This window comes from Streptococcus constellatus subsp. constellatus, from assembly GCF_023167545.1.
Lineage (GTDB): Bacteria > Bacillota > Bacilli > Lactobacillales > Streptococcaceae > Streptococcus > Streptococcus constellatus.
The window spans coordinates 251,022-274,330 of sequence record NZ_AP014647.1 but is presented as its reverse complement, the minus strand read 5'-3'; the positions used below and the strand labels follow the sequence as shown (position 1 = coordinate 274,330).

The following is a 23,309-nucleotide window of genomic DNA, read 5'->3' as shown; positions in this document are numbered from 1 at the left end:
AAAATTGAAAAAGAGAGAACGAAATTCGTCCTCTCAATTCTATATTCATTTCTTCTTAAAAATTATTCTATAACAAATTTACTTAAAATACCATTGATAAACTTGCTCGATTTTTCATCTGAGAATTTCTTAGATAGCTCAATTGCTTCATTGATTGCGACTAGTTGAGGGGTATTAAACTCTGTCATCTCAAACAATCCCAAGCGAAGAATATTTTTTTCTATCAATGTAAGACGTTCCAAAGTCCAACCTTCTTTTAGGTACTGGCTAAGCTTGTCATCCAACTCGTTTTTAGACTGTTCAACACCCATGACAAGGTTCAATAAAAAGACTGGAAGTTCCACATCAGAATCGTTTGTCATATCTTTATCATAGAGATATGCAAAACGACACGCTTCTACAATGTCTTTTTCATATTCCAAACTCATTAATGCTTGAAATGCACGTTCACGTAGTTCTCTTCTTGCTTCCAGTTGTACATCAGTCATTGAGGAAATCCTCATCGAACAAATCTTTTAAATCTGGTTTTGGTGTTTTTTCAGGCACAATACCCGCTACATGAATGTTCACTGCAGATAATTCAACCTCTGCCATATCAGAAACAGCACTTTTCACTGCTTTCTGAATAGCCACTGCTACCGCTGGAACACCTACACCGTATTCTAAATATAAATAAATGTCAACAGTTACTTCGCCGTCACTGGCGGTATGAAGATAGACACCACGTCCTAAAGAACGTTTTGCAAGGTTATCAGACATACTTTTATTTGCGAAAGAGTAAACACCATCTACTTTAGCGGTTGCAATAGCAATAATTTTTTCTAAGACACGTGGTGCGATAACGATTTCGCCTAATTGTTCAGTTGCCATAACTTGTCCTTTCTTAAGACACAAAGATATTCTGGGAGTCTGTTCAATGATTGCTAGACTCCAAGTCCCCGTTTAATAGTAATTAAGAACTTCTAGTTCTTAGAATAAATTATGCACGAGAAACGTAGGTTCCTTCTTGCGTATTGATAATCAATTTTTGTCCGACTTCGATAAAGTCTGGTACGTTTACTACGAGACCCGTTTCAAGAGTAGCTGGTTTACCAGAACCTGTTACTGTTGCTCCTTTGATAGAAGGTTGTGTATCTGTTACAACTAATTCTACGGTCGTTGGAACCGTAACACCAATAACTTCACTTCCGTAGAATTGAATTTTCACTTCTGAATTTTCAAGGATAAATTTCAATTCTTGCTCTACATTTGCTACTGGGATTTCATATTGTTCAAATGACTCTGTATCCATGAAATAAGCCGTGTCATCCATTTGGTATAAGTACTGTGCTGGACGTGTTTCAATAATCGCTTGTTCAAATTTTTCTTCTGGACGGTAAGTTGTATCAAAAGTTGAACCTGTACGTACATCACGTAGTTTCATACGCATAACAGTATTCCCTTTACCTGGTTTATGGTGGCTTGCTTCAAGGACACGAATCAATTTCCCATCCGTTGTTTCAAACGTCATACCAGCTTTCAGCTTACTTGCTTCAATCATTATTATTACCTCTTTTAAAATAGATTTCTCTTTATTTTATCATAAAGATTGACAATTCTCAAATCACAATTAGCTCTTTTGGGGCAAGAGTCAATACTTCACAACCCGTTTCCGTGATGACAAGATCATCTTCAATACGGACGCCATATTTACCATCCAGATAGATACCTGGCTCATCTGTTAAAACCATCCCTGTTTCAATCGACTCAGAGGACTTACCAAAGTAAGGAATTTCATGAATATCAAGCCCGATTCCATGACCAATCCCATGAGTAAAATAAGCTCCGTAACCCGCATCATTGATGATCTGACGTGGAATCCGATCAAAGTCAATACGACTGACTCCAGCCTTGGCTTGATCAATCAAAGCCTTGTTGGCACGCAAGACAATATCATAAATCTCACGCTCCTCATCCGTCACATGACCTACATGAATAGTTCGTGTCATATCGCTAACATAGTGATTGTAATAACAACCAAAGTCCATCGTCAAGGTTTCACCAGTTTGAATCACTTTCTCACTAGCTACTCCATGAGGCATGGCAGAACGGTATCCTGAGGCGATGATGAAGTCAAAAGACGCACCTGAAGCACCAAGTTTGCGCATGCGAGCATCTAAAAAGTTCATAACTGCCAACTCAGTTGTCTCACCTGGTTTGATAAAGTCTAATACATCTAGAAAGGCTTGATCGGAAATTTGACAAGCTTTTCGAATCGTATCAATTTCTTCCGCATCTTTTATCATGCGTAGATTCTCGATGAAACTGCTCATAGCTATCAGTTTATAGGCTGCAAACACGCGTTTCAGCATCTCGAAGTAAGCATAGGACACTTGATCATCAAAACCAATTTTTTCTAACTTATCGTCCCCGATAATTTTAGCGATTTCCCCCAAAGCATCACGCGTTTCAATAATATCAAATCCTTTGACCACACCTTTGGCAATCAAGGTGTAGCGGGAATCTGTCAAAAAAATCCGTCGCGTTTTGCTAATAAAAACCGTCGCTTCTGTTCCGCTAAAACCCGTCAGATAGTAAATATTCTTCAAATTGGTTACTAAGACAGCATCACACTCTGTCTGTTTTAAGGCTACTTCAAATTTTTCAACTCTTGATAACATGAGAAAACCTCCGTAAAATGATTCAATTTATTATAGCAAAAAAATACCGAAAATAATACAATCTATATAGCTAGGATTAGATGAAATTGACATTTGAAAGCGCTAAATGTATAATTTTTGTTAAACAAGAAAGAATGAGGTAACGATATGAATAAAACAGAATTACTGTTACAAAGACTAGATGAGATTGGTCAGTCTCTAAAAGATTCGAACCAAGCACTAGCTTTGCTGGCACTTGGTTCTTGCGGAACAGAAAGAGAACGATTGGATCAGTACTCAGATTTAGACTTCTTTGTTATTGTAAAAGATGGTTACAAGCAGACCTATATCCAAGACCTAACCTGGTTAAGTAAGCTAGAACCAATTGCATTTCACTACCAAAATACAGTAGATGGACATAAAGTTCTATTTGAAGATGATGTTTTTTGTGAATTTGCTGTCTTTGAAGCTCATGAACTAGCAAACATTCCCTTCGCTGAAGGCAAGATTATCTGGAAGGAGGTCGGTTTTGATGAAACAATCTGTCAGCCACAAAGACTGCCATCAAAAGAAAACAGAGACTGTGAATGGCTGTTGGGAGAAATTTCATGTAATCTATATTTAGGGCTAGGTCGCTATCAGCGAGGCGAAAAATTAGCTGCTTATGATTTCATCCAAAACAGATCCGTCAAGCTTTGGACTGAACTAATCAGTTTGGAAACAACTTCTAAATCTAATTTTATAGATGTCTTTAATACCAACAGACGATTTGAAGAAGGTTATCCCAAGGAAGCCAAGCAATTGCCTCACTTTTTTGCAAGGTTACGAACGCATTTCTGAGTCTGCTCAAGCACTCCTAGAATATCTGGATAAACACTATTCTCTTAACCCATTTATAAAAGAAAAAATTCGTAATTTATTATAAAAAAGAGTTTGGGACAAAAAGATTTCAATTTTTAAAAATCTTAATTATTAAGCCCTTCTAATCTATAATTAAATGCGAAAAGCGAATAAAGCAGAATTCTGATTACCAGAAAACTAGTTTTGTTCGCTTTTTATATTTGAGGTCGGACTTTTGTCCCAGCCTCTTTTAAATCTTATTTTAACTTTCCTTTTAGATACTGGCCAGTATAGCTAACAGAGTTTGCAGCTACTTCTTCTGGTGTACCAGTAGCAATAATAGTACCTCCACCAATACCACCTTCTGGTCCAAGGTCAATAATGTGATCGGCCGTCTTAATAACGTCCAAATTATGCTCGATGACGAGAACCGTGTTGCCATCATCTACAAAACGTGATAGCACTTGGAGAAGTTTCGCAATATCCTCCGTGTGCAGACCTGTAGTTGGTTCATCCAGAATATAGAAAGACTTACCTGTTGAGCGCTTGTGAAGTTCGCTGGCTAGTTTCATCCGCTGAGCCTCCCCACCAGACAGAGTTGTGGCAGGTTGTCCTAACGTTACATATCCTAGTCCTACGTCTTTGATGGTCTGAAGTTTCCGCTCAATTTTAGGAATATGCTTAAAAAATTCCACTGCATCATTGACCGTCATATCCAAAACTTGAGCAATATTTTTCTCCTTGTAGTGCACTTCCAAGGTTTCACTATTGTACCGTGTTCCATGGCAAACCTCACAAGGGACATAAACATCTGGTAAAAAGTGCATCTCAATCTTGATAATCCCATCCCCAGAGCAGGCCTCGCAGCGCCCCCCCTTCACATTGAAAGAGAAACGCCCTTTTTTATACCCACGAATCTTGGCTTCGTTAGTCTGAGCAAAGAGATCGCGAATATCATCAAAGACGCCAGTATACGTCGCTGGATTAGATCTTGGTGTTCGGCCAATCGGGCTCTGGTCAATATCAATCAAACGATCAATATGCTCAATTCCTGAAATATTTTTGAATTTACCCGGTTTGTCTGAATTACGATTGAGTTTTTGAGCGATTGCTTTTTTCAAAACGGAATTAACCAAGGTCGATTTCCCAGAACCGGAAACCCCTGTCACGGCTATAAATTTTCCCAACGGGAAGCGGACCGTGATGTTTTGCAAATTGTGCTCGCGCGCACCTGTGACTTCAATAAAGCGGCCGTTTCCTACGCGGCGCTCCAATGGCAGTGGAATTTCACGTTTACCCGATAAATACTGACCTGTAATTGATTTCTTGCTTTTTGCAACTTGCTCTGGAGTGCCTGCCGCAACAATTTCACCACCAAAAACACCTGCTCCAGGTCCAACATCAATCAACCAATCAGCCTCGCGCATGGTGTCCTCGTCATGTTCAACTACGATGAGAGTATTGCCCAAATCACGCATTTTTTTGAGACTGGCAATCAAGCGATTGTTATCCCGCTGGTGCAAGCCAATAGACGGTTCATCTAAGATATAAAGGACTCCACTAAGGTTGGAGCCAATTTGAGTTGCCAAGCGAATCCGCTGACTCTCACCACCTGATAGAGTTCCAGCAGAACGAGATAGTGTCAAGTAATTAAGCCCGACATTATTCAGAAAAGTCAAGCGATCTCGGATTTCTTTGATAATCGGTGTTGCAATGGCCACTTCATTTTCAGTCAAAGTCAGATGAGAAAGTAATTCTAAATGATCTGCAATAGACAAATCAGACACTTGACCAATATTGAGACCATTTTCACCGCCTACTTTAACAGACAAGGCTTGTGGATTCAGTCGATAACCATGGCAACTTGCACAAGTCAACTCATTCATATAAAGTCGCATTTGGCTACGGGTAAAATCACTATTAGTTTCATGATAGCGGCGGTTGATATTGGTTACTACTCCTTCAAAAGGGATGTCGATATCCCGCACGCCACCAAATTCATTTTCATAGTGAAAATGGAATTCCCGACCATCTGAGCCAAAGAAAATCAGCTGTTTTTCTTCCTCATTCAATTCCTCAAAAGGCTTATCCATATCGATGCCAAAGGCTTCCATCGCCTGAGCTAACATTTGCGGATAATAACTAGAAGAAATTGGATTCCACGGTGCTAGAGCTCCTTCACGTAATGTTTTACTACTATCAGGCACTACAAGATCCAAATCAACCTCTAACTTGATACCTAAGCCGTCACAGTCAGAGCAGGACCCAAATGGGGCATTAAAAGAGAAAAGGCGCGGTTCTAGCTCAGAAACCGTAAAGCCACAGACTGGACAGGCATAGTGCTCGGAAAAAAGCAACTCTTTTCCATCCATCGTATCAATCACCACATAGCCTTCAGCCAGACGAAGAGCCGCTTCTACCGAGTCAAAGAGACGACTGCGTACACCGCCCTTAATGACAATCCGGTCTACCACTACTTCGATATCATGCTTTTTCGTTTTAGAAAGCTCTGGGACTTCGGTTACATCATAAACGTCCCCGTCCACGCGCACTCGTACATACCCATCTTTTTGGATTTTATCAAATATTGTCTTGTGCTGTCCTTTTTTCTTACGGATAACTGGCGCTAGAATTTGTAATCGCTGACGTTCGGGTAATTCCAAAACTTGATTGACGATTTGTTCTACAGAAGAAGCTTTAATGGCTCCATGCCCATTGATACAATATGGAGTTCCCACACGCGCATAGAGCAAACGGAGGTAATCATTGATTTCTGTAGCTGTTCCGACTGTTGAACGAGGATTCTTGCTAGTCGTTTTTTGGTCAATAGAAATAGCAGGGCTAAGACCGTCAATTGAATCCACATCCGGTTTTTCCATGTTACCCAAAAATTGACGAGCATAAGCCGACAGACTTTCCACATAACGCCGTTGTCCCTCTGCGTAAAGAGTATCAAAAGCTAAACTAGACTTGCCCGAACCAGACAAACCAGTCACTACAACCAGTTTGTCCCGCGGAATCGTAACATCAATATTTTTTAAATTATGAGCTCGTGCTCCATGAATGATAATTTTATCCTGCATTCTTACCACACTTTATTTTAAACTTCTTTCTATTATAACAAAATTTTCTTCAATCTTTTACCCAAAAACTCGGAATTTTATAGTATAATAGTACGGTGTGCAAATAACTGAAGGAGGAAAACATGAAACAAGTCTTTCTATCAACAACAACTGAATTTAAAGAAATTGATACACTTGAGTCGGGGACTTGGATCAATTTAGTCAACCCTTCTCAAAGTGAGTCTACTGAAATTTCCAATGCCTTTGACATTGATATTACGGACTTACGAGCACCCCTTGACGCAGAGGAAATGTCTCGTGTTACCATCGAAGATGAATATACTTTGATTATCGTGGATGTTCCAATTACAGAGGAGCGAAATAATCAGACTTACTATGTCACCATTCCTCTGGGAATTATCATCACTGAAGATGCGATTATTACTACCTGTTTGGAAAAACTTCCATTACTTGATATTTTTATTAATCGACGATTACGTAATTTCTATACGTTTATGCGTTCTCGCTTTATTTTCCAAATTCTTTATCGAAACGCCGAGCTGTATTTGACAGCGCTTCGTTCCATTGATCGTAAAAGCGAGCAAATTGAAAGTCAGCTACACAAATCAACTCGGAATGAAGAACTAATTGAACTCATGGAACTTGAAAAAACGATTGTCTATTTCAAAGCGTCCTTAAAAACCAATGAGCGTGTAATAAAAAAATTAACCAGTGCTACAAGTAATATCAAAAAATATTTGGAAGATGAGGATTTGCTAGAAGATACACTCATCGAAACTCAACAGGCAATTGAGATGGCAGATATTTATGGAAATATCTTGCACAGTATGACAGATACGTTTGCTTCTATCATTTCAAATAATCAAAATAACATCATGAAAGCTCTAGCTTTAGTGACGATTGTCATGTCCATTCCAACTATGATTTTCTCAGCCTATGGAATGAATTTCAAAAACAATGACTTACCACTCAATGGGGAGCCACATGCTTTTTGGATTATTATTTTCATCGCCTTTGCGATCAGTGTTTCACTGACAGTTTACCTCATTCACAAAAAATTATTTTAATTAAAAGGAGATCTTATGACACAAGTTTCTTTGGATAAACTCAGCAAAAAAAATCAAGAATTTGTCCGTATCGCAACCCACCAACTCATCAAAGATGGAAAGACAAACGAAGAAATCAAAGCCCTGCTAGAGGAAATCATCCCAACGATTCTTGAAAATCAAGCAAAAGGAATTACCGCTCGCGGACTTTATGGAGCACCTACTGTTTGGGCAGCGAATTTTTCAGAAGCAAAACAAAAAGAAGCTCAAACTATCAAAGAAAATACCAATCCGTATCTCATGATTATGGACGCTTTCTTATTTGTCTTTAGTTTATTTGCTATCTTAAATAGTAGTGTTAACTTATTCTCCAAAAATCCTAGCAATTATGGTATTGTGACGATTGTGCTCGGTAGTGCAGTAGGTGCACTCGTATTTTACGGAATGTATTACTTTATTTACCGCTTTTATTATTCCGACCAAGACCAAAGTCAAAAGCCACCATTTTTCAAATCGCTCCTAATCATTTCAGCTGCTACGATATTATGGGCTATTGTTCTTTATGGAACAACCTTCCTGTTGCCAGCAGTTTTAAATCCAAAGCTGCCAAACTTATTTATTCTAGTGTTTGGCGGAGCAACTTTGGCACTTCGTTTCTATCTCAAAAAGAAATTCAATATCCGCAGTGCTTTAACCGCACCAAGACAACTTTAGTCATATTTTTATTTGAACATCTGCTTGTTGAAACTGAAACAAGCGGATGTTTTGAATAAGAAATTACCACTTCAAATCAATTTCGAGCATAAGAAAAGCAACCCGTTAAGTTACTCACTTGACTTTATATAAAAAGAGCCTGATTTTTATAAATTCAAGCTCTTTTTTATATTTTAATCTTCGTTTACGAACGGCATCAAAGCCATTACGCGAGCGCGTTTGATCGCTGTTGTTACTTTACGTTGGTTCTTAGCTGAAGTTCCTGTTACACGACGAGGAAGAATTTTCCCACGTTCTGAAACAAAACGGCTAAGAAGCTCAGTATCTTTGTAATCAACATATTCAATCTTGTTTGCTGCGATGTAATCAACTTTTTTACGGCGTTTAAATCCGCCACGACGTTGTTGAGCCATGTTCTTTCTCCTTTATATCATTATTCTGTTTGTCCATTAAAATGGTAGATCGTCATCTGAGATGTCCATTGGATTGGTATTCCCAAATGGATTTTCATCACGAGAAAAGTTAGGTACTTGGTTGGCAGAAGTTGCGTTACCAAAATTGGAAGATGAATTTCCGAAGTTGTTGGAAGCATAGCCACCAGAAGATTGACCTTCACGACTAGCACGGCTTTCCAATAGTTGGAAATTATCCGCTACGACTTCTGTCACATAGACACGTTGACCTTGCTGGTTTTCGTAGTTACGTGTCTGAATCCGACCAGTAATTCCGATAAGCGCTCCTTTTTTAGCCCAATTTGCAAGATTTTCTGCCTGCTGGCGCCAAATTACAACGTTAATGAAATCTGCTTCTCTCTCGCCACTTTGATTTTTAAAATTGCGATTGACAGCAAGAGTAAAAGTTGCGACCGCTTGATTTTGCGGCGTATAGCGAAGCTCGGCATCTCGGGTCATCCGACCCACAAGTACAACGTTATTTATCATAGTAACCCTTCTTATGCGTCAAGTTTGACGATCATGTGACGAAGAATGTCAGCGTTGATTTTTGAAAGACGATCAAATTCATTTAAAGCAACTGCGTCTTCAGCTTCAACGTTCACGATATGGTATAGTCCTTCACGGAAATCTTGGATTTCGTATGCAAGACGACGTTTTTCCCAGTCTTTTGATTCAACAACAGTTGCACCATTGCCAGTCAAGATAGAGTCAAAGCGTGCTACCAAAGCGTTTTTTGCTTCTTCTTCAATGTTTGGACGAATAATATAAAGAATTTCGTATTTAGCCATTGATTTTTCCTCCTTTTGGTCTAATGACCCCCAGCCATTGCAAGGGGTAAGTGAGGTTTTCTCACGAATAACTATTATACTAAACTTTTTGGGAAATAGCAAGAAAAACCCGTATGTGTTTTTTGAAACGTTCTCTAATATCTTCTTTTTTAGTACATGTTCCTTACATTTCCTACTCCAAAACCTTAAAGAAAGCTGATATCAGTTAGCTTTAAGTTAGCATCTCTATACTAATGTGTATCTTTTCTATCATTCGTCTAAGAAAGGAGTGCGCACATGGATTTTTTAGTCATTCCTGCTTACAAACCTGACCTCACTCTCATTCATCTTTTACAAAGGGTGAAGGCAAAGAGTTCCTTGCATGTCGTTGTTGTTAATGACGGTAGCCCAGCTAGTTATGATTCGATTTTTCAAGAAGCTCAGAAATACGCTATTATTTTATGCTATCCAAGCAATCAAGGAAAAGGACAGGCATTGAAAAACGCTTTTACTTATATTGATACCTTAGGACAATATGGGACAGTAGTTACAGCTGATGCGGATGGTCAACACAACGTATGGGATATTTTTCGCGTGAGCAAAAAAGCTCAAGAAAACCCCAACCACTTAATTCTGGGAGTTCGTTCTTTTTCTGGAAAGGTCTCTTTGCGCTCGGCTTTTGGAAATAAAGTAACACGATTCCCATTTCAGCGACAGACTGGTGTTTCTGTGACAGATACTCAGACCGGACTTCGTGGCTTTACAACCAATATGATTCCATTTATGTTAGAGATTGAAGGACAGCGTTATGAATACGAAATGAATATGCTGTTATCTGCTTCTACAAAATATCCTATCAGCGAAGTTCCAATTGAAACCATTTATATCAATGACAATCAAGCTTCTCACTTTAGACCAATACGCGACGGATTCATGATTTACAAAAAGATGTTTAAATTTGCTCTTTCTTCAATTAGTAGTTTTTTGATTGACTATATCGTCTATGCGCTAGCCCTTTTGGTGCTTGCTACAGTGCCAACTAGTCTCAAAATTTTACTGGCAAATGGAGTAGCTCGTGTCACGAGCTCAATTGTCAATTATTCCACAAATAAAAAACTGGTCTTTAAAAATAAAGACAGCGTTACCAAAACAGGGACTGGTTATTTCGGGTTAGCCTTGGGCTTGTTTATCCTCGACACCCTTTTAATCAGACTATTTTACGCCATTTTCGGTCTCAATTTGCTGATTGTTAAAATCATTGTCGGATCACTGCTCTTTTGCCTATCTTGGCTCGTTCAAAAAAAATTATTTTCAAAGAAGGGACTCACACCTTATCATGAAATTTTAAAAAAATCCTATACCTATGCTAGTCTCTTTGGTATGTTGCTAACAGGATCGTTTACCTACTCCATGTTAAAAACTTTTGTTCTATCAGAAGCTATTACAACAGTCAAATCCTCTTCTACCTCCACCAGCACAACAAATGCTAAAACAGCAACAAATGCGACAAAGACAAATAAAAGCTATAAGGACGATAATGTTTCCATTAACCTAACTACAAAAAACGTCAGCAACACAAAAGTGTACATTGCAGATATTACGGTCAGCTCCCCCAAATATCTTAAAACTGCTCTAGCACAAAATACATATGGAAATAACGTAACCGCTAAGACTTCGGTTACAGCAGCCAATAACAATGCCATTCTGGCTATCAACGGTGATTTCTACGGAGCAAATACAACTGGTTACGTCATCCGCAATGGTGTTGTCTATCGAAATACCGTTCGTGAAGATGCTAGTAATGGTGATCTAGCGATTTATAAAGATGGGAGTTTCGGAATTGTTTACGAAAATGATGTTTCTGCTGAAGACTTGGTTAAAAATGGTGTTGTAAACCTTCTTGCCTTTGGTCCTACTTTAGTTAACAACGGTAAGATTACTGTTTCAAGTAATTCGGAAGTGGGGCAATCCATGGCTTCTAATCCACGTACAGCTATTGGGATAATTGATAAAACCCATTATGTCATCGTTGTATCAGACGGCCGAACATCTGAAAGTCAAGGCCTGTCTCTTTACCAACTAGCTCAGGTGATGAAATCCTATGGTGTTAAAACTGCTTATAATCTGGATGGCGGTGGTTCGTCTACTCTTTACTTTAATCGAAAAGTCGTCAATAAACCAACGACTAACGGAACAATTTCAGAAAGGGCGGTGAGTGACATTGTCTACATTGGTTACTAAAACAAACAACAAACGTTTTAAAAAGACAGCGGTGGTCTATACCCTAATTACAGTATTCTTCTTTATCTTTAGTCGCATTTACGAACACTTCAGTTTTGGAGAGACTTCAGTCTATATGCACTGGCTCTTCGGAGTACCGCTGATAGGTGGGGTTGTGCTCCTTATTTTTCAAAAACTTATTCCTAATCTTTCGCGACTCAGTCTCAATCTTTGGAATTCTGCGGTCGCAACCATTGCCGTTGGCGTTCTTTTTCGCGGTATTGTCAATCTATCTGGTCGCTCTACCACACTGGATTTACCTTACTGGTATGTTGGAATTGGATTAGCCGGGCTAGCTCTACTCTCAATGATTTTTACCAGAAGCGTATGGGAGATAGACATACAAGATACCAAAAAGGATTAACACATACAGAACTTAAAGCATCATAGTTCCCCCTCTTTACAAAACAAGAGTCTGAGAAATCTTATTTTCCCAGACTTTTTTCATTTACAGTCATAAACATCACCTGTCAGTGGATCAATAACTTCTGCTAACTTAAAATGCTCCTGGTCATAATGGAAATGACAGATAGCACAGTTACCAAAGCGCTCCTTGGGATCCAGATTTTGAGCTGTAGCCTTGAGATAGAAGGCCCACATAGCACCACCGGACTGACTGCTAGAATTGGTTCTGCTTGAGCTTTTTCCATAACTTCAGTCAATGTCATCAACACCCGCTCACCAACTTGTTCAACAGCCTCTCCTCCGTAAGGAACAAATAAATCTTCAAAAGAAGTGGCTCCTGCGCGAAACTTAGATTGCAGTCGCTCAGGCTGCGCTTCAAAAAGACCAAAATTCCATTCTTTTAGCCCCTTTACTCGTAAATAAGAATTTGTCCGTCCGTCACTAGCTCTAATGTGTCACAAGCTCGCTCTGAGGTTAACTGTAGGCAGCATCATCAAAAACAATGCCCGCATCCTTAAAATATTGACCTGCCTCCTGAGCTTGATAAATCTCCAAAGGCGTTAAGGGAGCATCACACCAACCTTGAATCCGATACCGCTTATTGAATAAAATTTGCCCGTGTCGCATCAAATAAAGTGTTTTTGTCATAAACTATTCCTCTAAAGAAGTCCTAATTTTTCAAAAGCATTGTAGAAACTGTCCTCAACCACATCATCAGTAATCACATCAGCCATGGCTAGAATTTCTGGTCCACCATTTCCCATAGCAACTCCAACTTGGCAATATTCCAGCATAGGAATATCTACCTTAGCGTCCCCAATAGCAATCGTATCTTCTTTTTTCGCTCCTAGATATTCGAGCAATACATCAATTGCGTGAGCCTTTGTAATATTCTTGACTCCCAAATCACCAAAAAGAGCGTGCTCTCCTTTGCCACCCCATGTACCAGCTTTCAACTCCGGAAAAGCTTCTTTAGAATCCAAATGATCTTGATAAGATTTGAGAATAAAACTGATTTTATTGAGATCTGCACGATAAAGTTCAGCTCCATAAACTAACCCATGAAGAGCTTCTTCAGCTTCCAATTGTCCTACTTCTTCTGCACTCGCTTCCTTTCCCTGAGCATAGGCGCGTAATACTGGACGAGCTACCTCACGAAAATCTTCACTGGCAAACAGACCATTATTGCTCTCCAAGTAAAATTCCAAGCCGCGTCTATGCAACCAGTCCACTACTCGTTTTTCCACATCCAACGGAATTAACTGATGCATGATAATCTGACCTTCGTGCTCTACATAAGAACCACTCCCACCAACCATACCATCAAAACCAATCTTCCAGATTTTCTCAGGCATTTCAGCCCTACTACGTCCAGTACAGACATAAACCAGATGATCTTTTTCACGCGCCTGACAAATAGCCTTTACAGCAGAGGAAAGAATATGATTCGCATAATCAACAATCGTACCATCTACATCTAAAAAGATAATTTCCTTCATTATAGTTCACCTGCTTTCGTCAATAAATTATTTTCTACTATTCTATTATATTTTTCTTTTCCTACTCTTTTCTATAGATATTCACAAATACTGATACTATTCTATGAAATATATTTCTAAATACACATCTAATGCAAAGAGAAAACAATCTACTCATCACAGATTCATCAGAATTCAAAATAGTAAAAAGCCTTTTCAACAGATAAAAGAAAGCTAGCTGGAAAGGTTCATATTTATTTTAAAAGTTACAATTATTCTTCTACTGTTTTCACTTTATTGACAGCAATGACAAATGGAAGGATTTACCAAACGTTATACCGATCTTCCTATTAAAGAAATCTGGCTGCTTGATGTTCCTGCTGGGAAAGAAAAACAAGATATCATAGCCGCCATGCCTCAAAAAATGTGGAACGCTTCGGGACATAATGTGAAAATTCATTCAACCTTGGATTGGACAGAAGCTCTGAAGAACGCTGATTTTGTAACAACACAGTTTCGCGTGGAACAACTCTCCACTCGCATTCTTGCCCAAGCAATCCCTGCTTCCTATGGACTACTTGGGCAAGAAACAAAGGAGCCTGGAGAAATTTTCAAAGCCCTTCGAACGATTCCAGTGATTTTAGCAATTGTCGAAGACATGAAATGACTCTGCCCCAATGCCTGGCTCATCAACTTTACAAATCCAGTAGGTATGGTCACAGAAGCTGTTTTGCGTTATGGAAATTGGGAAAAAGTCATCAGGATTTGTAATATACCAGTTGCAGCCAAGATGCGAGAAGCTGAAGTTCTTGGTATGGATTCAGAAAATTTAATTTACCAATTCGCTGGAGTCAATCATTTTCATTGGCATAAGGTTGCAGATAAAGACAGCAATGATATCGCCTTAACCTTGATTGATAAATTATTTGATAACAGTAAAGGAATTCCTAAGAATATTTACGAAATTCCTTACTTTAAAGAACAGCTTCAACAAATGAAGATGATTCCTTGTGATTATCATCGCTATTATTATCGTTTTGAAGAAATATCAACTCATAACTTAGAGGAATATCGGACAATCGGTACGCGTGCTGAGCAGGTCAAACAAATTGAACACGATTTATTTGAACTTTATAAGGATCCCGCCAGCAAGGTAATATGGCGATCGCCTTTATCGGGATGAGCTGTTTTTAGCTCACAAAAGCTATTTACTGCAATTTGCAAAGGCGATTGAAAAATTAGAACACGAAGGCATTACGATTAAAGATGAATTAGCTCGCGACTTAGCTAAAGAACAATTAGTATAAATAGCTATTCGTTCTTGTCATATCAGTAAATCTATCATTGTTTCTTATTGAATGATAAGAACTAGACAGTACAATTGACAAACCTAGTCCCTTGCTATTTTAAGAAATCAATGTTAAAATAACAGCATAATAAAACAACAAAGAACATTTGGGGTGCTGAGGCTGAGATTATACCCATTGAACCTGATACAGTTAATACTGGCGCAGGGAAATGTATAATGAAAAACTAGAAAATCTAACCATTCTTTTGATTAGATTTCATTTTGTCGCGCTAAAACTCCTCATCTGCTCTGTTAGAAGGAGTTTTTTATGTTTCAAAAATGGAGTTTACGAGATGTTATCCTCTTAGCTCTTTTGGCTATTCTTTTCGGTGGAATCTTTGTCGGTTCTAGCTTTCTCTACAATATCTTATCAGCTGTTCTGGCACCTATCGGGCTCGAGCCTTTTGCCAATGAAATTCTCTTTGGTCTGTGGTGTATGGCAGCTCCGATGGCAGCTATGTTACTGCGCAAACCAGGGAGCGCCACGATTGGTGAGCTTTTAGCTGCGCTTGCTGAAGTACTATACGGTAGCCAATTTGGCATGAGCACTTTGATTTCTGGCTTCATACAAGGATTTGGTAGCGAGCTTGGATTTGCTGCGACCAGATACAAACGCTATGATTGGTTGTCACTTACTTACAGCGCCATTGGTACGACCCTTTTGAGCTTTACCTATGAATATTTCAAAATTGGTTACTACGCTTTCAAACCCGGTTTTGTCTTAGCATTGCTTGTTGTCCGCTTCCTTTCTGTGTTCTTTTTCTGTGCTGTTCTAGTCAAAACTATTATGAATCTTTACGACAAGATTAACCAAGCTGCTGGTAAATAAGATGAAACTAACATTAGAGCACATTTATTTTAGAGATGTCTTTAAAGATTTAACCTTCGCCTTTGAAACAGGGAAAATGACACTCTTAATTGGTGATACTGGTGCTGGCAAATCAACTTTTTTTCGGATTTTAACGAATTTCAACGAACTAGACTTCGCTGGAGAGGTAAAGTTAGGTCATACATTGCTGTCTCATTTACCGATTCATGAACGAGTCACCTACCTCAGTATGATGTTCCAAAATCCAAGCCGTCAATTCACCATGACAACCCTTTATGAGGAATTGATTTTTACCTTGGAAAATCTCCAAACGCCTGCTGAACAGATTGATGAAAAAATCAAGCACGCTGTCACTCTTGGGAAAGTGGAACACTTGCTCCATCGTAATTTTCTGACCTTATCTGGCGGAGAAAAACAACAAGTTTCTCTAGCCGTTCTGCTAGCTATGGATTCACAAATTATTTTGTTGGATGAACCCTTTGCTTCTGTCGATCAAGTAGCACGCAAACGCTTGATTCATTTACTAGCAGATTTGACAAAAATGGGGAAGACTGTTATTTTATGTGACCATGATCGTAGCCTCTATGCTGACTATGTCGACTGCCTTGTTGAATTAAAAAATGGGAAACTTTTTGAACAAGATGTAGCTCTTTTAAAAAAGGCTCACCCAAGCTATCAACTGGTACGTAAAAATACCCAGCGAAGTCCTCTCTTACAATTGCAACATGTTTCCTGTCAATTTGACAAAAAAATACTTTTTACAATTGAGGACTTTACTTTTCAGCAAAGTATTACGACTCTCATCGGAGCTAACGGTGTCGGCAAATCCACTCTCTTTCGTGCCATTTTGCAATTGCAAAAATACAAAGGCAGTATGCGTTATCAGGGCCGAAAAATTAAGAAGAACAAGAAGTTATATCGCCATATTACTGCTGTTGTTCAAGATGCTGAAAAGCAATTCATTCGGACGACCCCCGCAGAGGAATTAAACCTGCCCTCTCTTTCCAATGAAAACCAAGCAAAGGTACAAGAAGCCTTAACTTTATTTGGTTTAGACAGAAAAATGGATTCTAGTCTTTTCCACTTAAGTGGTGGGCAGAAAAAAATCATTCAATTATTGGCTACCTTGACCTTGGAAACCCCTGTTATACTCATGGACGAACCATTTACTGGCTTAGATAAAAAATCCTGTGATTTTTTTGCCAATTGGATTAAAGACAAGGCTGCTCAACAAAGCTTTATAATTATTTCTCATCGTTTGGAGCCCTTGGACGGCATTAGTGATCATTTGGTCGAGCTGACGTCCGACGGGCTGACAGAAAGGAGGTCGCTATGAAAAAAGAAGAAACAAATGTCTTCGCACTTGTGTTCCTTCTCATTGCCTTGACATTAGAAATCTCCTTTATCAGATCAACGTGGCTCAACTGTGCTATTGTCGTAGGAGTACTCGCCCACCTCATTTACCTAAAGAAATGGTGGGGCATTTTCTGGACACTGCTCTTACCTTTGCTACCAGCACTAGCAAATTACTGGGCTATTCAACTTCATGGAGATAACAGTCAAGCAATGATACTGTTTACCCGATCTTTTGCTTTAGCAGCTTTGGGAATGACCTTTTTATATAGCGTTCATCTCAATCAGCTCTTGCGCTATTGGCATCAAAAAGGGCTTCCAAGTCACTTCACCTATGGACTGCTCGTTGTACTAAACGCCATTCCAGTCATTCAAAAAGAAATCCAAGCTGTCCGAGAAGCAAGTCTCCTGCGAGGAAAAACACTTCATTTCTGGTCACCACTCTTTTATATCAAAGCTATTTTTATCGCTTTTAATTGGCGAGATTCTTACGTAGAAGCTATGTACGCCCACGGATTTGATGAAACAATCAAGCGAAGTTGTTACCGACAATTGGAAACACCCAAAAGTGCAAGTCTTACTTGCTTCTTGATTTTCCTCCTTATCAATTTGACTCTTTTGATCCCAAGATAGAACTCGACACAAAAAATACTGTGGAATTTCTCACAGTATTTTTTATGATTTTGTTCTTGCCAATCTTTCTACTCAATTTCCACACAAAAAGCATCCCAGCCTTGTAATTTATGGGTTTGAAGTATCTTAGTTACATCTGTGTTAGCAATCAAAACTTCCTTTACAGTATTTTCCAAGACAAAACTTTGCTCTTCATTTGAGAAGTTCATCACGACCAGATATTTCTTTGTTGTCGTTTCTCGTAAATAAGCAAACACCTTATCAGCCGTTTCAAGTAGTTTAAAATCTGCTGTCACCAACCAATCATTGCTCTTTCTCAATTGAATCAATTGTTGATAAGTATAGAAAATAGAATTCGGATTTTCCAAAGCTGCTTCAACATTGACTGTTGGATAATTAGGATTGACAGCCAGCCAAGGTTGACCAGTTGAAAAACCAGCATGTTGATGGGCATTCCACTGCATAGGCGTGCGAGCATTGTCCCGCCCAATCGTACGAATACTGGCCATAATATCATCAAGCGGCACACCCTTATCAAGGGCTTCGCGGGCATAGTTGAGAGATTCAATGTCTTCAACATCTTCTAAGTTCTTGAAAGGATAATTGGTCATACCAATTTCTTCCCCTTGATAAATGTAAGGAGTTCCACGCATCAGATGAAGGAGAATTGCTAAAGCTTTCGCTGACTTTTCGCGGTATTTCGTATCATTTCCCCATATGGAGACAACGCGCGGAAGGTCGTGGTTATTCCAAAAAAGCGAATTCCAACCCTCCTCTACACCTAGTTCATTTTGCCATTTGGCAAAAATTTCTTTTAATTTTGGTACGTCCAATTCATCTGCTACGTCCCATTTTGGTTGATTCGGCTTATGTTGAAGACCAATGTGCTCGAATTGGAAAACCATAGATAATTCATGATTCTTTGGATCTGAATACTGTTTTGCAATGTCAGGAGTTGCTCCCCAAGTTTCACCAACTGTCAATAAATCCTTATCCCCAAAAGTCGCACGGTTCATTTCCTGCAAGTAAGGATGTAGCATTGGACCATTATTGACAATTTTCTGGTCAGGTATCTTGCCAATCATATCAATCACATCCATGCGAAAGCCACCAATTCCTTTGTCAATCCAGAAATTCATCATCTTGTAAATTTTTTGACGTAGAGCTTCATTTTCCCAATTAAGATCCGGTTGTTTTGTGCTAAAGAAATGTAGGTAATATTGACCAGCTTTTTTATCATATTGCCAAGCAGAGCCGCCAAAAATAGAATCTAAATCATTTGGTTTGTCTCGCCAGATATAATAACTGTGCTCTGGACTATCTGGATGTTCTCGCGCCTCTACAAACCAAGCGTGCTCATCAGAAGTATGATTGACCACCAAGTCCATAATGATTTTAATATCGCGCTTCTCTCCTTCTGCAATCAGTTCCTCCATATCCTCCATAGAGCCAAAAATATCTGCAATTGCTTCGTAATCAGCAATATCATAACCGTTATCGTCCATCGGACTCTTATAAACCGGAGAAAGCCAAATAGCGGTAATTCCAAGTTTCTTCAAGTAATCCAATTTACTTGTAATTCCTTGTAAATCGCCAATTCCATCTCCATTGCTATCCATAAAACTTTTTGGATAAATCTGATAAATTACGGCATCATGCCACCATTTTCTTTGCATTATGCATCTCACTTTCATCTTTTTCACCTTCCATACTATATAATTTTTCACTTCTTTGCAAGCGTTTGCGTTATATTTTAGTCTTCTTTTTACACGTAAAAAGCTTAACTCTGTAAATTTTAGAAATATTTGAGAATTACTTGAGACTTATTTGACAAACATTTTGTATACTAATCCTTGAAGAGAGGAGAAACTCTACGATAGAAAAAATGAAGGTCACATTATGGAAACTATTTTGAATGTGAAACACATCAGTAAGAGACTTGGTCAACAGCTGGCTCTAGATGATGTTAATCTTACTGTGAAGCAAAAAAATACAGCCTCCTTTGATTGAAAGGAAACTGTGTTTTTTATCAATTTAATACAATTTCAAATCTCGTGGATCTACTGGAAATGTTGGATTATAGGGATTGTGACGAAGTTTGAAATGTTTAATTTCTTCAATCGTTTGTGTACCAGACAGTTGCATGACGGTTCTCAATTCTTCATTGATGTGTTCAAAGACTTGGCGAACTCCTATACTACCACCAAGCGCTAAACCACAAATAACTGGTCGTCCGATAGCCACTAAATCTGCTCCAGAAGCCAACGCTTTAAAAACATGCTGACCACGACGAACACCAGAGTCAAAGACAATTGGTACTCGTTTGTCCACTGCTTCTGCTACTTCTTGCAAGGAATCAAAGGCTGCTGGCCCACCATCAATTTGCCGACCGCCGTGGTTTGTCACCCAGATCCCAGAAGCACCTGCGTCAAGTGAGCGTTCCACATCTTCACGGCATTGCGGTCCTTTGACATAGACCGGAAGACCAGAGTAATCAGCAATAAATTCTACATCACGAGGGGATAATTTTTGCTTAGCAGATTTGTAAACAAAATCCATCGTCTTACCAGCACCGTCAGGGAGGTATTCTTCCACAATTGGCATTCCAACTGGAAAAACAAAGCCATTTCGTTTATCCACTTCACGATTCCCCCCAACAGTTGCATCGGCTGTCAGGACAATTGCTTTATATCCTTCAGCTTTGACTCGATCCATAATGTGACGGTTAATACCATCATCTTTACTGAAATAAAATTGAAACCAATGGGGGGTTCCTTGAAGGGCTTGGGAAATTTCTGGAAGGTCAACTGTGGAATAAGAGCTGGTGGTATAAAGAGAGCCAAATTCGTGCACTCCCTTAGCTGAAGCTACTTCTCCCTGTTCATTTGCCAACTTATGAGCGGCTACTGGTGCTAAAATGATTGGAGAAGACAATTTATCCCCATCAAATTCAATCTCTGTACTTGGATTCTCTACATTGCGAAGCGTGTGAGGTACAATTAGCTTATGATTAAAGGCACGAATATTTTCTCGCAAAGTAAAGGTATCCTCAGCTCCACTTGCAATGTAACCAAATGCAGCTTTTGGAATGACTTTTTGAGCCATCGGTTCTAAATCATACGTGTTGATGAAATCAATTGGACCTTCAGCATTACTAGTTTGGTAAGACATCATATTTCCTCCTGTCTTATATGCGCATATCCATAGAGAAAATTCAATCGAGTCTTTAAAGCAAGCGCTTTCATTTTTATGTGACAAAACTCAATCCTATTCTCTAACAGATGAGAATAATAGCAATATGTATAAAATTTATACCATTTTGATAAATTGAAACAACTTTTACAATTTGTAATAGGGCAGAAGCGGGAAATCACTTCCCACCCTTGCACCTATAATGATTGTAAAAATTAAAATAAATGGTCTAGCGTGTTATGGCTTGACACCATATTCTTTGAAATAAGCTGTAATCGGACGAAGTTCTTGCCCATCATAAGTTGCAAAGAATTCTTCCGGACTCATTTGTCCATGAGTTTCTTGGTAACCAGCAGAGATTCTTTCGACAAATTCGCCATCAACAATATCTAGCTCTAACTCTTCCACAGGGATGCCACGCTTATCGGTGATTTTGGCATCAATCAGAATAGGTTTTCCAGCTCTTGAAACTTCAAGGGCGCGATCAAAAGCAGCTAGCAATTCTTCTAAAGTTTTAACTGTTATTCCTTCTACACCCATTCCTTCCGCGACTTTAGCAAAATCTACTTCATAAAGATCCACACCTGAAAAGTTCATGACCAAATCTTCCTGTTCAGACTTGATAAAGTTGAGTGAATTATTAGAAGTGACAATATTGATAACTGGCAACTGATATTTGACTTGGGTCGTCAAATCTTGCATGACCATTGAAAACGCACCATCTCCAGCAATATTGAAAACTTGACGATTTGGAAAAGCAAATTGACCTGCGATAGAAGCTGGTAAGCCATACCCCATCGTAGCAAAGAGAGCTGAAATTGTCCATTTCTTCTCTAGTGTAAAGTTCAAAAAACGGAAGCTATTGATAATGTTGTCCCCGACATCAATGCCATAAACAGCATTGGCATCTGAAATACGATTGATCTCACGATAGACTTGTTCAAATTCTAATGGTCCATCCATTTTTTGCATTAAACGTTCCAGATAGGATTTCCAATCCTTCATGGCTGCCACACTAGCTTGATAAAATGGACGCGGAGCAATGGTTGCACTACGTTCCAAAGTTTTTTGGAGAAAACTTCCAGAGTCCGATAAAATTCCTAAATCTAGATAGTGATGACGACCAAAATTAGCCACATCAATATCCACCGATACAAACTTGAAATAATGAGAACGATAAACTAAGTTAGCAAATGGAAAGTTTGTCCCAATAGCAATGACAAGATCAGCTGCTGCAAATGCTTCATCACCAACCTTAGAAGCAGCCCGATTAAGTGTGCCTAAATTCGCTTCAAAGTCTTCGGGGATTTTCCCCTTTGCAAGACCCACGACAGCAATCGGAATTTGCAATTTTTGAGACAGTTCTATCAATAACTGCGCATTGTTCCCGATACCAGAACCCACATGAAAAATAGGACGCTTAGCTGCTTTTACTAGTTCAAGAAATCGATCCACTTCGGCATCCGTTGCTTGGGGCAGCGGTAAGTTTTTTTCTGCTGTATGAGAAGCATAATCTACATCTGGAATTTCTACATAACCAAAGTTATTTGGCATGATAACAACAGCTACACCATTATGTTTATAAGCCTCACGAATCGCTTTATCAACAACATAAGGGAGACTTTCTGGTGTCATAACCACTCGGTTGTAAACCGCAACATCACTAAACATCGGTAATTCAGAAAACTCTTGGAAATAATCATAGTTCATGTTTGTGCTAGGCACTTGACCGACCAAAGCTAAAACCGGAGCATGATCTTCCCGCGCATCGTACAAGCCATTTAAAAGATTGACAGCACCAGGACCAGCAGACCCAAGAGTTACGCCTATTTTTCCAGTCAATTTAGCATGAGCTGCAGCTGCAAGAGCTCCAACTTGTTCGTGACGAACTTGAACAAAGTGAAGGTTTTCCTTTTCCAGATCCAGCGCATTCATAGTTGAATTGACAGAACCACCAGGGTAACCGTAAACATTTTCCACATCCCATGCTTCCAATACACGAAGCATAGCAACAGCAGCAGGCACTGTTTTCACATTAGACATAATAATCCTCCATCTCAGAGAATGGAATTGCAATTTCAAAATCTGTTTTTTAGTTACGGTAATATCATAATACTTTTTGAATTCGTTTACAAAAAATTTGCTCACAGATTTTCACAATCTCAGAAAATATCAAAAAGCTTATACACAACAGCATTTCCTTTTATGCTTTATCTAAGTTTGTGACATAATAAACAATGCTTTTCA

Annotated in this window: 19 protein-coding genes, 4 pseudogenes and 1 riboswitch; of the genes and pseudogenes, 10 read left to right on the top strand and 13 right to left on the bottom strand. The window is 39.0% G+C overall.

Annotated elements, in window-relative coordinates; all coding sequences use genetic code 11:
• Window positions 1-62: 62 nt before the first annotated feature.
• From nusB to SCSC_RS01400, 4 genes are all read right to left on the bottom strand, one after another.
• Window positions 63-488: a transcription antitermination factor NusB gene (gene nusB / locus SCSC_RS01415; RefSeq protein WP_006270622.1), complete on the bottom strand. Its 426-nt coding sequence runs from the start codon at window positions 486-488 to the stop codon at window positions 63-65.
• Complete coding sequence (locus SCSC_RS01410; protein WP_003074522.1) at window positions 481-870, bottom strand: Asp23/Gls24 family envelope stress response protein; 390 nt, start codon at window positions 868-870, stop codon at window positions 481-483. The genes nusB and SCSC_RS01410 overlap by 8 nt, the downstream gene beginning before the upstream one ends.
• A gap of 109 nt (window positions 871-979) precedes the next feature.
• Complete coding sequence (efp, locus tag SCSC_RS01405; protein ID WP_003026309.1) at window positions 980-1,540, bottom strand: elongation factor P; 561 nt, start codon at window positions 1,538-1,540, stop codon at window positions 980-982.
• A gap of 58 nt (window positions 1,541-1,598) precedes the next feature.
• Window positions 1,599-2,660, bottom strand: a complete 1,062-nt coding sequence (locus SCSC_RS01400; protein WP_006270623.1) for a M24 family metallopeptidase — start codon at window positions 2,658-2,660, stop codon at window positions 1,599-1,601.
• Between the two features lie 147 nt (window positions 2,661-2,807).
• On the opposite strand from SCSC_RS01400, the pseudogene SCSC_RS01395 reads away from it, so the two are divergent.
• Window positions 2,808-3,564: pseudogene (locus tag SCSC_RS01395) on the top strand (hypothetical protein).
• A gap of 172 nt (window positions 3,565-3,736) precedes the next feature.
• Here the strand turns inward: SCSC_RS01395 and uvrA are convergent.
• Window positions 3,737-6,562, bottom strand: coding sequence for an excinuclease ABC subunit UvrA (gene uvrA / locus SCSC_RS01390; protein WP_006269795.1), 2,826 nt, complete (start codon window positions 6,560-6,562; stop codon window positions 3,737-3,739).
• Between the two features lie 122 nt (window positions 6,563-6,684).
• Here uvrA and SCSC_RS01385 point away from each other — a divergent pair, with 122 nt between their 5' ends.
• Both SCSC_RS01385 and SCSC_RS01380 read left to right on the top strand, forming a co-directional pair.
• Window positions 6,685-7,629: a magnesium transporter CorA family protein gene (locus SCSC_RS01385; protein WP_003070861.1), complete on the top strand. Its 945-nt coding sequence runs from the start codon at window positions 6,685-6,687 to the stop codon at window positions 7,627-7,629.
• 15 nt (window positions 7,630-7,644) lie between these two features.
• Complete coding sequence (locus SCSC_RS01380; RefSeq protein ID WP_006269791.1) at window positions 7,645-8,322, top strand: DUF1129 domain-containing protein; 678 nt, start codon at window positions 7,645-7,647, stop codon at window positions 8,320-8,322.
• Window positions 8,323-8,495: 173 nt separating this feature from the next.
• On the opposite strand, the gene rpsR is transcribed toward SCSC_RS01380, so the two are convergent.
• From rpsR to rpsF, 3 genes are read right to left on the bottom strand one after another with little or no spacing between them, the layout of a single operon-like run.
• A complete protein-coding gene (gene rpsR, locus SCSC_RS01375) occupies window positions 8,496-8,735 on the bottom strand; it encodes a 30S ribosomal protein S18 (protein ID WP_000068664.1) in 240 nt (79 codons plus the stop codon).
• A 36-nt stretch (window positions 8,736-8,771) separates the two neighbouring features.
• Window positions 8,772-9,263, bottom strand: a complete 492-nt coding sequence (locus SCSC_RS01370; RefSeq protein ID WP_003030533.1) for a single-stranded DNA-binding protein — start codon at window positions 9,261-9,263, stop codon at window positions 8,772-8,774.
• An 11-nt stretch (window positions 9,264-9,274) separates the two neighbouring features.
• Window positions 9,275-9,565: a 30S ribosomal protein S6 gene (rpsF, locus tag SCSC_RS01365; protein ID WP_003074536.1), complete on the bottom strand. Its 291-nt coding sequence runs from the start codon at window positions 9,563-9,565 to the stop codon at window positions 9,275-9,277.
• Between the two features lie 276 nt (window positions 9,566-9,841).
• Here rpsF and SCSC_RS01360 point away from each other — a divergent pair.
• The 3 genes and pseudogenes from SCSC_RS01360 (at window position 9,842) to SCSC_RS01350 (ending at window position 12,188) form a co-directional block, all read left to right on the top strand.
• Window positions 9,842-10,884 (top strand): annotated as a pseudogene (locus SCSC_RS01360) (GtrA family protein).
• Between the two features lie 40 nt (window positions 10,885-10,924).
• Window positions 10,925-11,785: a phosphodiester glycosidase family protein gene (locus SCSC_RS01355; RefSeq protein WP_052029540.1), complete on the top strand. Its 861-nt coding sequence runs from the start codon at window positions 10,925-10,927 to the stop codon at window positions 11,783-11,785.
• Entirely contained in the window at window positions 11,760-12,188 is a 429-nt protein-coding gene (locus tag SCSC_RS01350) for a hypothetical protein (RefSeq protein ID WP_020997594.1), read from the top strand. Before SCSC_RS01355 ends, SCSC_RS01350 begins: the two co-directional genes overlap by 26 nt.
• An 80-nt stretch (window positions 12,189-12,268) precedes the next feature.
• On the opposite strand, the pseudogene SCSC_RS01345 reads toward SCSC_RS01350, so the two are convergent.
• Both SCSC_RS01345 and SCSC_RS01340 read right to left on the bottom strand, forming a co-directional pair.
• Window positions 12,269-12,877, bottom strand: a pseudogene (locus SCSC_RS01345) (histidine phosphatase family protein).
• Window positions 12,878-12,888: 11 nt separating this feature from the next.
• Window positions 12,889-13,728 (bottom strand): Cof-type HAD-IIB family hydrolase, encoded by an 840-nt coding sequence (locus tag SCSC_RS01340; RefSeq protein ID WP_006269794.1) that lies wholly within the window; start codon window positions 13,726-13,728, stop codon window positions 12,889-12,891.
• Window positions 13,729-14,020: 292 nt separating this feature from the next.
• Here SCSC_RS01340 and SCSC_RS01335 point away from each other — a divergent pair.
• The 4 genes and pseudogenes from SCSC_RS01335 to SCSC_RS01320 form a co-directional block, all read left to right on the top strand.
• Window positions 14,021-14,851, top strand: a pseudogene (locus SCSC_RS01335) (family 4 glycosyl hydrolase); the annotation flags it as partial.
• A gap of 302 nt (window positions 14,852-15,153) precedes the next feature.
• Window positions 15,154-15,241, top strand: a riboswitch (TPP riboswitch).
• An 82-nt stretch (window positions 15,242-15,323) separates the two neighbouring features.
• Window positions 15,324-15,884, top strand: coding sequence for an ECF transporter S component (locus SCSC_RS01330; protein WP_006269793.1), 561 nt, complete (start codon window positions 15,324-15,326; stop codon window positions 15,882-15,884).
• Between the two features lies 1 nt (window position 15,885).
• Window positions 15,886-17,220, top strand: coding sequence for an ATP-binding cassette domain-containing protein (locus tag SCSC_RS01325; protein ID WP_006269797.1), 1,335 nt, complete (start codon window positions 15,886-15,888; stop codon window positions 17,218-17,220).
• Window positions 17,217-17,870 (top strand): energy-coupling factor transporter transmembrane component T, encoded by a 654-nt coding sequence (locus tag SCSC_RS01320; protein WP_006269792.1) that lies wholly within the window; start codon window positions 17,217-17,219, stop codon window positions 17,868-17,870. The genes SCSC_RS01325 and SCSC_RS01320 overlap by 4 nt, the downstream gene beginning before the upstream one ends.
• A gap of 68 nt (window positions 17,871-17,938) precedes the next feature.
• On the opposite strand, the gene SCSC_RS01315 is transcribed toward SCSC_RS01320, so the two are convergent.
• From SCSC_RS01315 to spxB, 3 genes are all read right to left on the bottom strand, one after another.
• Entirely contained in the window at window positions 17,939-19,546 is a 1,608-nt protein-coding gene (locus SCSC_RS01315; protein ID WP_006269801.1) for a glycoside hydrolase family 13 protein, read from the bottom strand.
• A gap of 358 nt (window positions 19,547-19,904) precedes the next feature.
• Window positions 19,905-21,041 (bottom strand): L-lactate oxidase, encoded by a 1,137-nt coding sequence (gene lctO / locus SCSC_RS01310; protein ID WP_037565752.1) that lies wholly within the window; start codon window positions 21,039-21,041, stop codon window positions 19,905-19,907.
• A gap of 258 nt (window positions 21,042-21,299) precedes the next feature.
• Window positions 21,300-23,105 (bottom strand): pyruvate oxidase, encoded by a 1,806-nt coding sequence (gene spxB / locus SCSC_RS01305; RefSeq protein WP_006269787.1) that lies wholly within the window; start codon window positions 23,103-23,105, stop codon window positions 21,300-21,302.
• Window positions 23,106-23,309: the final 204 nt, after the last annotated feature.

Bases quoted from the DNA above. Each gene is read 5' to 3' on its own strand.
- nusB (WP_006270622.1), bottom strand. From the start codon at position 488: ATGACTGATGTACAACTGGAAGCAAGAAGAGAACTACGTGAACGTGCA.
- SCSC_RS01410 (WP_003074522.1), bottom strand. From the start codon at position 870: ATGGCAACTGAACAATTAGGCGAAATCGTTATCGCACCACGTGTCTTA.
- efp (WP_003026309.1), bottom strand. From the start codon at position 1,540: ATGATTGAAGCAAGTAAGCTGAAAGCTGGTATGACGTTTGAAACAACG.
- SCSC_RS01400 (WP_006270623.1), bottom strand. From the start codon at position 2,660: ATGTTATCAAGAGTTGAAAAATTTGAAGTAGCCTTAAAACAGACAGAG.
- uvrA (WP_006269795.1), bottom strand. From the start codon at position 6,562: ATGCAGGATAAAATTATCATTCATGGAGCACGAGCTCATAATTTAAAA.
- SCSC_RS01385 (WP_003070861.1), top strand. From the start codon at position 6,685: ATGAAACAAGTCTTTCTATCAACAACAACTGAATTTAAAGAAATTGAT.
- SCSC_RS01380 (WP_006269791.1), top strand. From the start codon at position 7,645: ATGACACAAGTTTCTTTGGATAAACTCAGCAAAAAAAATCAAGAATTT.
- rpsR (WP_000068664.1), bottom strand. From the start codon at position 8,735: ATGGCTCAACAACGTCGTGGCGGATTTAAACGCCGTAAAAAAGTTGAT.
- SCSC_RS01370 (WP_003030533.1), bottom strand. From the start codon at position 9,263: ATGATAAATAACGTTGTACTTGTGGGTCGGATGACCCGAGATGCCGAG.
- rpsF (WP_003074536.1), bottom strand. From the start codon at position 9,565: ATGGCTAAATACGAAATTCTTTATATTATTCGTCCAAACATTGAAGAA.
- SCSC_RS01355 (WP_052029540.1), top strand. From the start codon at position 10,925: ATGTTGCTAACAGGATCGTTTACCTACTCCATGTTAAAAACTTTTGTT.
- SCSC_RS01340 (WP_006269794.1), bottom strand. From the start codon at position 13,728: ATGAAGGAAATTATCTTTTTAGATGTAGATGGTACGATTGTTGATTAT.
- SCSC_RS01330 (WP_006269793.1), top strand. From the start codon at position 15,324: ATGTTTCAAAAATGGAGTTTACGAGATGTTATCCTCTTAGCTCTTTTG.
- SCSC_RS01325 (WP_006269797.1), top strand. From the start codon at position 15,886: ATGAAACTAACATTAGAGCACATTTATTTTAGAGATGTCTTTAAAGAT.
- SCSC_RS01320 (WP_006269792.1), top strand. From the start codon at position 17,217: ATGAAAAAAGAAGAAACAAATGTCTTCGCACTTGTGTTCCTTCTCATT.
- SCSC_RS01315 (WP_006269801.1), bottom strand. From the start codon at position 19,546: ATGCAAAGAAAATGGTGGCATGATGCCGTAATTTATCAGATTTATCCA.
- lctO (WP_037565752.1), bottom strand. From the start codon at position 21,041: ATGTCTTACCAAACTAGTAATGCTGAAGGTCCAATTGATTTCATCAAC.
- spxB (WP_006269787.1), bottom strand. From the start codon at position 23,105: ATGTCTAATGTGAAAACAGTGCCTGCTGCTGTTGCTATGCTTCGTGTA.